We start from the raw sequence: 13,325 nt of genomic DNA, 5'->3' as shown, positions 1-13,325 counted from the left end.
TCACATCAAAAATGAGTGAAAAAATCGTCTTCACTATAAAATTTACCATTCACTTCTGCTTGATGTGTATCACTTGAATAGTTGGCATCTGAATATATCCCTTCCATTCCATTTTTTTCAAAAGTGAAAAGAATTGATTCATCTAACCACGATTTTATATCATTTCCTAATACTATTTTATCAATTTGTTCTTGTGTAACAACATTTTGTTGATAATTTTCAAATTGAGCTGCAATATAATTTATAACGTTAAATGGCATATCAAGTTTAAGTATGAATAGATTGATATTATCGTCCAAAGATAATCCACGAAAATCCTCATGACTAGTATAATCAACTAGCGAATCAACATTAATATCGCCGACATCAGTATGCCAATTAAATTTATAGGACATGCTCCTATTATCTTTATCAGGATTAACATCATAAGGATCGCTAAATTCTATTCCAAATCCAAATTCGCCTAATACAAACGACAGCATACTGATTCCATCCATGTTTATAAATTCATTATTCGAGGAGATAGAACCAAGGTTTTGGTTTCCATACGTTAATGAGCCTATTTTAAAGTCTATTGAATCATAATAATTCTCATCAGTTTGATTTACTGATTGATTAATTAATATTTGGTTTAATATGGCGGTTGCGTTGTCATTGAAAAAATTCTGGGATATAACTTTATTTATGGTTAAATTGTTATGTAATATTCCTTTTTTAAAATCACCATTTCTAACAGCTTTCACATCCTGAAAATTTAGCTCTTTTTTATATGTCGTAACATATTGATAATTTCTGTCAATAAAATCATAATTTTCTTCTGAATAATAAAGATTTTTCAACTCCAATACATAATTTAAAGAGCTATGACTGCTTTCGGGCTCGGTTTTGATAGAAACTTGATCAAGTTTCAAGGATAGGTTTCTGAATTCCGATGTTAATTCTAATTTGTCCCAGTGTGAATTTACGCTGACAGTTGAAAAATCTTTAGAAACATTGAAAAAGCACTCACCTTCAGTTAAGTACAAATTGTTTTCGCCAAACACATGATTGACTAGATTTATCTTAATAGGGTTATTTTTCAAATAAATACTGAACTCTTTTTGAAAACTTAAATTGGCATGACCAGTGATGAATGATTGGTTATTTGACCATTTCCAAAGCTCTGGAAATGCTTTTTCAGTCATTTGATAATCTATCATTGCGACTTGAGGTGTAAAATCACCTTTAGCGATATTGACGATAGGAAAAGGACCGTGATAAATTGTAATATCATCACTAAAGAGGATATTTTTATCATTCTCAAGATCCGTTTGATTATCTACTGATTCGGTGATAGTCAGGTGTAATTTCGTTGAGAATAGACCTTTATCATAATGGCTTTTGGTTATATTGATCTTACTCATATCCTTGCTGCCATTAATTTTTTCACTGATTAATGACAGGGTATTATCAATTTCATTTTCAATTTTATTGCCAATGTACCAAGTTGAACCTAAATATCCTATGCTTAAGACTGCAACTATTCCTATTGTAAATTTAATTTTTTTCATTGTTTTCCCGTTATTTTTTATAATTATTAATTTGATTTTGATAAACCTAAAGCAACGCCTAGTTAGCCTATCAAGCTAATTAGGCGTAACTAAAAAGAGTCTTAAAGAGAAAGAATTAGACGATTAAAATCATTTTTATTCATTTTTTGTCCATTGATTATCACGTCAGAATCACTCTGTTTTGTTTTCAAATCCAGATAGATACCTTGCTTATCTTCATCAATAGAAATAAGAGGATGATCTTTAATCTTAGATTTCGCGACTAAATTAATCATATATAATTTTCCAGCAATCATATCATCAGTCACATCCGTTTCATTGTAATTTTCCGTTTGTGCCCACATACGTGCTAATACTTTAAATGGAATCTGAATGTTATAACTTAACATGCGATCGGGGGTAATATCATTATTATTGTCATCCGTTGATAAGTTGTTATCGACTATCGCTGATGTGTTGGCAATAATATCGCCTGAAGCATTATGCCAATTTAACAAACCATCCCATTGAATTTTTGAAAAGTCAGATGCATTTTTTTCAATGAATAAACTTTCAAACGGATTCTTTGTGTTAAATCCTTCAAAATTAAACTTAAATTCACCATGACCTAAATTTTGTTTGCCAAAATTGAACGATTCAATACTAGCCTCATAACTGCCCTCTGAGCTATTATTTGGATTAGATCGAACATCTTGCTTAAAGAATATATTATTAAAAACAAATGGCGCTTGTGGATTGAAACTTAAGACAGTTGTTTTCAATTTTTCTATGTTCATCTTGGATTGATAATTAGGTATATTAGCTCCATTGATCGGATCAAATGTTATTGTGTACTGAGCTGAACTACTTATATTATCAATATCTATTTGGACTGGAAGACTTGATCGAGCGTTTATCGTTAAAGTATCAACGTTTGAGTTTAGATCAACGATATCATCTCCTTTATTTTCTAAGTTAACCTTAAGATTGCTCAATGAGATTGAACTAACCTGATCAATTTTATATCTTAATTTATCAAGCTTTATAGACATCGATGAGGTCAATTCATTTAAATCACTGGTGATGGTGATGTTGCCTTCTGAAATATCAATTCCTTCTTTAAACTGAGGCATGTCAATAGTATTCAAGGCTTTTGTGGTAATTTTTGTGACGACATAATCACTAAATTTAATCCCCATAGTGGCGGTAATAAAAGGTTTATCTCCTGCAAGTTTCCAAAGAGTTGGATTGTCTTTTTCAGTCATTTCATATTCAATCCATGCCAATTGGGGGACAAAGTTACCTTTAATTAATGCGGCCATAGGGAATGGACCATGATGGATAGTTATATCGTCATCAAAAACGGTTTTTGGTTCATTGACATCATATTCAATGCGGGGTTTTTCGGTTATAGTAAGGTGAAATTTGGATGTAAAAATATTTTTTTGATAATTGCTTGTTTTGATTGATATATCATATTGATTTTGGTAGCCATTAATCGTTTCATTAATGTTGATTAATTTACTATCTAATTCTTTCTCAATTTTATTGCCAATATACCATGAACTACCTACATATCCGATTGCTAATAGCGCTACAAAGCCGATAGCTAATTTACTTTTTTTCATTGGTTTTCTCTTTTAATTCATTGTTATTACATAAATTATGTGCTCATAATTCAGAGACGAGTAAAACTAAATTATTATCAATAAACTATCTTATTATGAATAAATAGTTTTATGCGATTCTGACCTTTCAATTCTAATGGATTTCAGAACGATAAGCGAGTTTTTAAGTGATTTTATAACATCACAATTTATTAGAGAAAATATTGATTCTAATTTCATCGCACACTTAGCGATACAGATAAAAAAGCATAGCTAATGGTCAAAATGAGTATGACCTTACTCATTAAGAAGGATAAAGAAAATGTTTGGTAGATAGGAATCAAAACATGATAGTTATTCAACTAACAAATAATGTTTTATATTAACTTCAAATTAACCGGCAATATTAATTTAGCTCTGCTCATTGCTATGTGGGTGGCATCTATACAGAGCAATGAGCTATTTATTAAAGAATTTTCAAGATGTTGTGTGTTATGCTTGATGTGTGGAAAATTCAGTTAACAAGTTTTTGATATATTCAATACGCTCTACACGTTGTAAATCAGTTTTTTGTAATCTTAATCTATTATTGCCTTCTAAACGATAATTTTTAGGTTCTTTTTGAATGATTTCAATTAAATAATCAACTGAAATTTTATTATTACTACCAAATTCGATAAATCCACCTTTTTCACCAAATTCAATTTTAGTAATGCCTAATTGATTAGCATGAAAACGAATTTTAGTTGTTTCTAACAAAAAGAGAACTGCATCAGGTAATTGCCCAAAACGATCACGCATTTCAACTTGTATATCGGTCAATTCATCTAAATTATTGATACTCGCAATACGTTTATACAAAGATAAACGAGTATTAACATCCGGAATAAAATCGTCTGGAATCAATGTAGGTAAACGTAACTCAATTTCCGTTTGTTGACTGGTCAATAGTGATTCAAGCGTAGGTTCTTTTCCTTCTTTTAAGGATTTTACGGCATCTTCTAGTAGTTCAATATATAAATTAAACCCAATAGTTTCAATTTGACCACTTTGATCGCTTCCTAACAACTCGCCTGCACCTCGAATTTCCAGATCATGCGTTGCTAAAGCAAAACCTGCACCCAAATCTTCTAAGGTTGCGATAGCATCAAGACGTTTTTTTGCATCTTTACTCAATAATTTAGGATGTGGTGTTAATAAATAAGCATAAGCTTGATGATACGAACGACCAACCCGACCACGCAACTGATGCAATTGCGCTAAACCAAATTTATCGGCACGCTCAATAATAATTGTATTAGCATTAGGAATATCGATACCGGTTTCAACAATGGTGGTACAAACTAAAATATTAAAACGTTGATGATGAAAATCATTCATCACTCGCTCTAAATCTCGTTCATGCATTTGACCATGACCAACGCCAATACGTGCTTCTGGCACTAATTTGGCTAGCTTTTCACTCACATTATTAATATCCGAGACATCATTATGTAAATAATAGATTTGACCACCACGCAAAATTTCACGCAGAATAGCTTCTCGAATCACTAAATCATCGTATTCTCTGACAAAGGTTTTCACTGCTAATCGGCGAGCAGGAGGCGTGGCAATGATAGAAAGATCACGCATGCCACTCATCGCCATATTCAATGTTCGAGGAATAGGGGTAGCAGTTAGGGTCAATATATCGATATTGGCTCGCATAGCTTTGATACGTTCTTTTTGACGAACACCAAAGCGATGCTCTTCATCAACAATCAATAGACCAAGATCCTTCCATTTTACATCTTCCTGCAATAATTTATGCGTGCCAATGACAATATCGACTTTACCTTCTGCAAGTGCATCAATGACGGCTCGTTGCTGTTTTGCGGTTTTAAAACGAGACAAACTTTCAATACGTATTGGCCAATTAGCAAAACGATTACAAAAACTTTCATAATGTTGTTGAGCAAGTAAGGTGGTTGGCACCAAAACTGCGGCTTGCTTTTGATTGACGACAGCTAAAAAAGCAGCGCGAATTGCAACTTCAGTTTTGCCAAAGCCGACATCCCCACAAACCAATCGATCCATAGCATAAGGTGAACACATATCCCCGATAACGGCGCCAATGGCATTTTGTTGATCTTCCGTTTCTTGATAAGGAAAGGCTTGGCAAAACAGTTCGTATTGTTCACGATCTTGCTTAAATTCAAATCCTGGTTTACTTTCACGCTCCGCATAAATATCTAACAATTCGGCGGCAACATCACGGACTTTTTCTGCTGCTTTTTGTCTGGCTTTGCTCCAAGCATCTGTTCCTAATTTATTTAAAGGCGCATTTTCTTCATCACCGCCAGAATAACGGCTGATCAGGTTAAGCGATGAAACAGGTACATAAAGTTTGGTATCATTTGCATAAAGCAAAATAAGATATTCAGCCGTAATACCGCCTGTTTCTAACGTCGTTAACCCAGCATAACGTCCTACACCGTGCTCTAAATGCACGACTGGTTTACCAGGGGTTAATTCGGCTAAACTACGAACTAAACTATCGGTATTAATAGCTTGTCTGTTCTCATTTTTACGACGAATAACACGTCGTCCTAACAGTTCATTTTCAGTAATAAAAGCAAAATGCTGTTGCTCATCAATGAAACCTTGTTCACCCGCACCGACCATGACACAAAAGCGGTTATCAACCGTTGCTTGCTGATCAAGCTGATTAATGCTGGTTGGATAAATACGAATTCGACCTAAAATCTCTTGTAATGCTTCTTTACGACCTTCTGATTCAACCGAAAAAATAATCTTGCCATTAAAGTTTTCAGTGAATTGATTAAATTGATGATAAGGGTCTTTCAATTGAATCTGAAAACCAATATCAGGCAAACTCATAAAAGGTAAATTGATATTTTTAGATGACTCATCCACCGTGTTATTCGATACAATCATCCTTGGATAATGTTTAAAATTAGCAAAGATTTCATCCGTTTTAGACCAAATAACTGCGGGTTCAAGTAAAGGACGCATAGGATCAACTTTGCGACTTTCATAACGTTGATTAATATCTTGCCAATATTTATTGGCAAACTGCTCGATATTGACCGTATTAATAATTAGCGTATTATCTAAAAAATAAGAAAAAAGTGTCGTTAACGGCTCACTAAAAAACAAGGCTTGCCAGTATTCAATCCCTGTTGGTAAGATATTTTTACTGACTTGCTGATAAATACTTTCAGGCTCTAATCTGACTTCAAATTTTGCACGCCATTGGCTACGAAACAATTCAATAGCCGCTTTATCAAAAGGAAACTCATGAGCTGGTAATAACTCAATTTCTACAATTTCTTCAAGCGTTCGTTGTGTTTCAGCATCAAACGTTCGGATACTATCAATTTCATCATCAAAAAAATCAATACGATAAGGTTTATCGCTACCCATAGGAAAAATATCAAAAAGTGCTCCTCGTGTAGCATACTCGCCATGTTCCATGACTTGGCTAACAGCGCGATAACCGGCATTTTCTAATTGCATTCGCAAATGTTCACGGCTAATTTGTAAGCCTTTCTTCATAATGAACACATGCCCACCTAAATAACTTTTTGGGCAAACTTTTTGCATTAACGTATTGATCGGTAAAATTAACGCGCCTTTGGTTAAATGTGCAAGATGATAAAGGCAAGATAAGCGTTCAGATACAATATCTTGATGAGGTGAAAAACTATCATAAGGCAAGGTTTCCCAATCAGGAAACGAAATAGCCGGAAAATGGCTAAATTGCTTCAGCTCTTCATAAATGCGGGTTGTTTGCTGCATATCATCGGTGACAATCACCACTAAACCGTTATGCGCAGCAATTGCATCGGCACACAGTTTCGATAATGAGGATCCCACCAGTTGTCCAAACTGTTTTACTTCACCGGGTTTTTGTGGAATAAGTGTTGAAATATTGAGTTTTTTAGACATGATAAATTTAATTGATATTGGTGCAAAAAGTATTAATACATTATAACGTAATTACTTGGATGTTTTCTATAACTGTTTAATCCTGTATGATAAACGTCTTCTATTTAACTTGCAAAACTTTGTCAAAAAGTTTCGGAAATGATAAACATTTATGTCAAAAATATTTCGTCCATTAGTGCTTTATATTGGGTTACGTTATGTATACGGTCAAAAGACTGATGGCTTTGGTCGCTTTGTTTCATGGTTATCGATGATAGGGATCATGCTTGGATCATTGGGATTAATTCTGGTGTTATCGGTCATGAATGGACTAGAAGATCAGATGCAAAATAGTGTGTTAAAGTTCTTACCGCAAGCACAAATCACCACACCACAAGGCAAAATCGTCATAGATAACACGGCATATGAACAATTTGGACAGATTAATGGCGTAAGTCGCATTACGCCGTTAGTCACTAGCGACGTGGTATTGCAAAGTGAACAAAGTATCAATGTAAGTACCTTGATGGGCATCAATCCAGAAGATGATGATCCCATTCAAGATTATATTTATACCGGATCGATATCCGATCTACAGGCTGGGCAATATAATGTAATCTTAGGACAAACATTAGCCAATCAACTCGGCGTGACAGTAGGTAATAAAATACGTTTAATGGTTACCGATGCCAGTCAGGTCACACCAGTGGGGCGTATACCATCACAACGTTTATTTACTGTTGTTGGACTATTTTCGGTTAACCATGACATTAACCAAACCTTAATTTACGTCAACCAAACCGATGCTCAAAAATTACTCCGTTACCCAGCTAATACAATTACCGGTTGGCGATTATTTTTGAAACACCCTCTACAAATTGCTGAAATTACGAATACTCCACTACCGGAAGGACTTGAATTTAAAGATTGGCGAGCAAAACGGGGCGAATTATTTCAAGCAATAAAAATGGAAAAAAACGTCATGGGCTTACTGATTAGCCTTATCGTGATCGTTGCAGCATTTAATATTATTACGTCTTTAAGTTTATTGGTGATGGAAAAACAAGGTGAGGTTGCCATTTTAAAAACTCAAGGATTATCACGTTTTAAAATAATGCTAATTTTTATCATACAAGGCGCAAGTTCAGGGGTAATAGGTACACTACTAGGAAGCACTTTAGGACTTGTACTTGCTTGTAACTTAAATAACATCATGGAAACCTTAGATTTATCGCTTGCAGGTATAGAATTACCGACATTAATCGAACCTTCACAAATTGTTTTTATTATTATCGGATTACTCATGTTATCGCTAATATCAACCTTATATCCTGCTTATCGTGCTGCAACCATTCAACCTGCCGAGGCGCTACGTTATGAATAATACTCAGCCATTACTGACTGCTAACAATCTCTATAAAACCTATAAAGAAGGGAAAATGGTGACTGAAGTCTTAAAAAATGTTTCATTTGATCTTCATCCTCAATCATTACTCGCTATTATAGGAAGTTCAGGTTCGGGTAAAAGTACACTATTACATCTACTGGGTGGATTGGACAAACCGACATCAGGTGAAATCATATTCAAATCACAACAGCTTAATCAATTATCAGAACAAGCAAAAGCAAAATTACGCAATCAAGACATCGGTTTTGTCTACCAGTTTCATCACCTTTTACCCGATTTTACCGCACTTGAAAATATCGCTATGCCACTCTTAATTGGTGGTGTATCGCCCAACGAAGCCAAAAAACGGGCAAAAGACATGTTAGCATCGGTTAATTTAACAAACCGAGCCGAACATCGTCCGTCCGAACTATCGGGCGGAGAACGTCAACGTGTGGCAATAGGACGGGCATTAATTAATAACCCGTCTTTAGTCATGGCGGATGAACCCACCGGAAACTTGGATAAAACAACAGCGGATGCCATATTTGATTTGCTTATCAAACTCAATAAAGAACAAGGAACAGCTTTTTTGGTTGTTACTCATGATCTTGAATTGGCTAAAAAATTAGATAAACAATTGGTTATGAGTGACGGGCAGCTTTCTGAAAGCGGACATTAAAAAAACGATTTAGTGGAAAACAAAATGAATCTATCCTTAATGACGGCAATAAAATTTCGTCAAGGTCGCCGTAAAAGTGGCATGGTATCACTTATCTCGATTATCTCAACTTTAAGCATTGCAATTGGAATTGCCGCACTCATTATTGGCTTAAGTGCCATGAATGGCTTTGAATATGAATTAAAAAACCGAGTGTTATCGGTTGTTCCGCATGGACAGATATATTCTCAATATGGCAATTTAAATGACTGGCAGCATATCCAACAAGAGTTAGAAGAAGATAAAAATATTGTTTCAGCAGCACCATTTATCAGCTTTACAGGGCTTATCGAAAATGGAAGCAAACTTGGTGCCGTTGAGGTACAAGGGGTTGATCCACAGCGCGAAAAAGCCATAAGTGCGTTGCCAAAATATGTGTTGGATGATCGTTGGCAATATTTTAAAAACGATAGTCAGCAAATTATTATCGGATCGGGACTGGCAAAAAAACTGTCGGTAAAACAGGGTGCATGGATAACATTGTTAATTCCGGTATCAAGTGATAATAACCAACTCAAACCACCTAAACGTGTGCGTTTACAAGTGGTGGGAATTTTAGATTTAAGTGGTAGCTTAAGTAACAATGTTGCGTTAATCCCCTTATCAGACGCTCAAAAACTTTTGAATATTGGTGACAGCGTCACAGGTATAATGGTCAATGTTAATCAAGTTTATTTGGCTAAAAGCCTGTTAGGCAGGGCGATACTAAATCTTGACGAAAACGTCACGTACACCAGTTGGGAAAACTCGTACGGTTTTATGTATCGAGACATTCAAATGATACGACAAATCATGTATTTAGCAATGATTGTGGTGATTGGTGTTGCCTGTTTCAATATTGTCTCGACATTAGTGATCGCTGTAAAAGATAAACAACGAGATATTGCAATTCTTAAAACACTGGGCGCAAATAATCGCCTAATTAAACATATCTTTATTTGGTATGGGGTCATTTCGGGCTTAATAGGTAGTTTACTTGGCGTTGTTTTAGGCGTTCTATCCGCTTGGCAGCTGTCAAATATAATGAAAGTAATTGAATCGCTGATCGGGCATAAAGTATTAAATGGAAATGTCTATTTTATTGACTTTTTACCTTCAAAAATTCATGCAACTGATGTGCTAATTGTATTTATTACTGCCATGCTATTAAGTTTAATTGCCAGTTATTATCCGGCTAAGCGGGCATGTAAAATTGATCCGGCAAAAATATTAAACAGTTTTTAATATGATATAGCAGGCGCTGATAGCACTAGTTATCAGCGCAACATAATGTGATTAATAATGATATTTTAAATTATCCGGTAATTCATAATGCACATACCCCATATAAATACACCAGATAGTCACGATAAATAATAAACAAATAAACAGTACTGTAAATTTACTTAAATACCCAAACCATTTTATCAATAACGACACGACTAAACCCAAACCAAAACCGGCAACAGCCCCCCCTAAATGCGCCATATTATTAATACCAGGAAGCAAGCCTAAGCCAGCGGTAAGCACTAAACTAATGATAATAGCATTGATGGGCATTTCTTTAAGATTGGCTCGATTAACCAAACTATAAGATAATAACGCGGTAATAATCCCTAAAATTGCACCGGATGCCCCACAACTAATCACGGTACGATCAAGATTAGCAATATCACTGATTAAATTACTGATTAATCCAGAAAGAAAATAAATACCAATAAAGGCAAATTTTGGAAGGCGTTTTTCTAAAATGATGCCCACACTCCATAAGGCGATCATATTCATTAACAAGTGTGACAGGCTGACATGCATAAATAAGCTAGTGAACATGCGCCAATATTGCCCCGAAAAAGTCAATTGCGATACATCGGCGCCCCAATCAACCAAAAACAAGTTTTTTAAAGAATCAACAAAACTACGGCTATCACAAAGACGGGATATAACAAACCAAGCAATATTAATCACAATCAGTGAACTGGTTATTTTGGCTTGGCGTCCTAGATAAATTAAATTTTGTGAAATGGTCATGTAAACTTGTATCCTTATAAATAAATTGCATAAGTTATTTGATATTGACAACGTTTAAATAAGTGATTTTCCAAAAATAATTAAATCACGCTTTACACCGTCCAGTTCGGCAATCTTTGGACATAATCCCCATTGCTGATACTGCATTTTACTAAAAAGACTGATACTGGGAATATTATGACCAAATACATAACTTAATATGCTATCGATACCGACTTTACGGGCATATTCTTCAATTTGAGCAAGCATATATTGCCCAATTTTTTTACCTCGAAACTGTTCATGAAGATATAAACTCACTTCGACCGTTTTAGAATAAGCAGGTCGCCCATAAAACGAAGATAAACTAATCCAACCACAAGGTTGATTTTGATGCTGAATTAACCAAAGAGGGCGATTATCCTCATTATGTTGTTCAAACCAATCACGCTTACTGTCGATTGAAACAGGTGATGTATCAGCTGTAACCATACGGCTGGCAATGGTCGAATTATAAACCTCAACAATAAAAGGCAAATCATTGAGTTTGGCATGACGAAACGTGATCATAAAATAGAGTCTGTCAATGGATAAGGGAAGGTATTGTAATGAGATTATTTAAATCAGACAACCAATTAATTACCGAAACCGAGTTAACCATTATCAATAAATACAGGACGAAAAATAGTCAATAAACGTAGTTGCAATCATGCTTGAAGGACAATCATTATCACCACGGTTATAAATTAACTCTATGATAAACAAATAATTATTTTGCAATGTGTGTTAGGCTCTTTTATAATGGCAAAGTGATTATCACTAAAATGAATAGGAATAGCAGAATGAATGGAGCCGTTAACCAACCTTATATCGCCTTTGATCCTGAAGAGGCAGAATTTTTGTGTGATTACGATGTCAAATTAGAGTCTAAAAAAATTATTCTTTCCAATATCCACAATATAGTTCTTCGATTTCACCTTCCTAAAAAAAGAATACTAACCTTTATCGCATTAATTACGTCTTGGGTACTGCTTACTGTGCTATACCTAAATTATAATCCGACAGATAAACTATTTTTTAATCTTCTATTAGTCATGTTGCTAGGTGCTATCATGATAGTATTTTGGATCCTTCAACATTATATTGCAGTTTCATTTGAAATCAGGCGACTAAAAAAACTTTACAACAGCTTAAAATGGCCTGTCACCAGTTATTTTGCCTTTTTTGAAGAAGGAATTTTAGTCAAATCTTATGATATAGAAGGAATATTTTATTGGGACGACTTTAAAAACATCATAGCCAGTTCTAACGTTATTACTTTTCAATTTTATCCTAAAGGTACTCCAAAAGGTGACTTACTAAAAAATCACTATCCAAAATTACGCCCATTTTATTTAATTATTGATGATGACAAAAAAATCCAGTCAATTTTGGCAAAAGTCAATCATCAACATGATGATTTAGTTGAATTTAAATGATGTATTTAAGCAAGTCAAAATTTTATTATAATGAAGATCACCGTAGGATTATTGGGTTGATATTAGGGTATAAGTAGGATAATTAATTCCACGATCTTCATCATAATCTCCATATAGTCAACACCGTTTTATAGTCAACTATCACTTTTGAAAAATTATCTTTATTCCATATTTTTGAAATAATTAAAATACAACGTTAATAAAAAGCTTACTTCGATATTTGAATTTACACGTTTTGTAATTTATTGTTAATTTTACATAACTTATCAAAAATTATATTGCAAATTTTTGCAAAGTAATATAATTTTATTATAAATAAGATTATCGTAATTGATAATACAAAATAAATAAAAGTTAATTAATAGGGATAAGTATGGATATTAAGGAGTAGTTGTGGTTCGTTGTTTAGTGCTATCAGAAAACCGATTACCTATTTACAGTCATTTCTGTCATTTTTATGATGATTTGTATCTCAATTTACAATCATTATCTCATCAATTTCTTGATTCTTTTCTGATTATCGATTCCCCTAATTACTCCAACTTAAGCAACCGAAATCATTATTACCTAAATAACGTTGGAAAGCAGATTAACCAGTCCGACACATCAGCAAAGGAGTAACCCATGGCGAACAAAATAACCAGCCTTATCAATCAAGTCGGTGAAAGTTTACTGAATGAACTAACG

At 34.2% G+C, this 13,325-nt stretch carries 9 protein-coding genes; 4 read left to right on the top strand and 5 right to left on the bottom strand.

The genetic code is table 11. The features are described 5' to 3' along the window. Window positions 1-5: 5 nt before the first annotated feature. The 3 genes from ACGH6P_RS09960 to mfd all read right to left on the bottom strand — a co-directional run bounded on the left by ACGH6P_RS09960 (window position 6) and on the right by mfd (window position 7,087). Entirely contained in the window at window positions 6-1,550 is a 1,545-nt protein-coding gene (locus ACGH6P_RS09960) for a DUF945 family protein (RefSeq protein ID WP_411597381.1), read from the bottom strand. Between the two features lie 101 nt (window positions 1,551-1,651). After that, window positions 1,652-3,157: a DUF945 family protein gene (locus ACGH6P_RS09955; RefSeq protein ID WP_411597380.1), complete on the bottom strand. Its 1,506-nt coding sequence runs from the start codon at window positions 3,155-3,157 to the stop codon at window positions 1,652-1,654. Between the two features lie 471 nt (window positions 3,158-3,628). Further along, entirely contained in the window at window positions 3,629-7,087 is a 3,459-nt protein-coding gene (gene mfd, locus ACGH6P_RS09950; RefSeq protein WP_267360030.1) for a transcription-repair coupling factor, read from the bottom strand. 160 nt (window positions 7,088-7,247) lie between these two features. On the opposite strand from mfd, the gene lolC reads away from it, so the two are divergent. Genes lolC through lolE form a run of 3 tightly spaced genes read left to right on the top strand, consistent with a single transcriptional unit; the run spans window position 7,248 to window position 10,398 of the window. Further along, complete coding sequence (gene lolC, locus ACGH6P_RS09945) at window positions 7,248-8,450, top strand: lipoprotein-releasing ABC transporter permease subunit LolC (RefSeq protein ID WP_411597398.1); 1,203 nt, start codon at window positions 7,248-7,250, stop codon at window positions 8,448-8,450. Continuing rightward, window positions 8,443-9,135, top strand: coding sequence for a lipoprotein-releasing ABC transporter ATP-binding protein LolD (lolD, locus tag ACGH6P_RS09940; RefSeq protein ID WP_411597379.1), 693 nt, complete (start codon window positions 8,443-8,445; stop codon window positions 9,133-9,135). Before lolC ends, lolD begins: the two co-directional genes overlap by 8 nt. Before the next feature lie 24 nt (window positions 9,136-9,159). Continuing rightward, entirely contained in the window at window positions 9,160-10,398 is a 1,239-nt protein-coding gene (gene lolE, locus ACGH6P_RS09935; protein WP_411590735.1) for a lipoprotein-releasing ABC transporter permease subunit LolE, read from the top strand. Between the two features lie 51 nt (window positions 10,399-10,449). Here the strand turns inward: lolE and ACGH6P_RS09930 are convergent, their stop codons facing one another. Then, window positions 10,450-11,181 (bottom strand): rhomboid family intramembrane serine protease, encoded by a 732-nt coding sequence (locus tag ACGH6P_RS09930; protein WP_411597378.1) that lies wholly within the window; start codon window positions 11,179-11,181, stop codon window positions 10,450-10,452. Window positions 11,182-11,235: 54 nt separating this feature from the next. Then, a complete protein-coding gene (locus ACGH6P_RS09925) occupies window positions 11,236-11,730 on the bottom strand; it encodes an N-acetyltransferase family protein (RefSeq protein ID WP_411597377.1) in 495 nt (164 codons plus the stop codon). Window positions 11,731-12,002: 272 nt separating this feature from the next. On the opposite strand from ACGH6P_RS09925, the gene ACGH6P_RS09920 reads away from it, so the two are divergent. Then, window positions 12,003-12,638 carry a hypothetical protein gene (locus tag ACGH6P_RS09920; protein ID WP_411597376.1) on the top strand — a complete coding sequence of 212 codons (636 nt, stop codon included), beginning with the start codon at window positions 12,003-12,005 and terminating at the stop codon, window positions 12,636-12,638. Window positions 12,639-13,325: the final 687 nt, after the last annotated feature.

The organism is Gilliamella sp. CG25 (assembly GCF_046635705.1).
In the GTDB taxonomy this organism is placed as follows: domain Bacteria; phylum Pseudomonadota; class Gammaproteobacteria; order Enterobacterales; family Orbaceae; genus Gilliamella; species Gilliamella apicola_I.
Note: the sequence above shows the minus strand (reverse complement) of the source record. Positions and strands in the feature narration are given on the sequence as shown.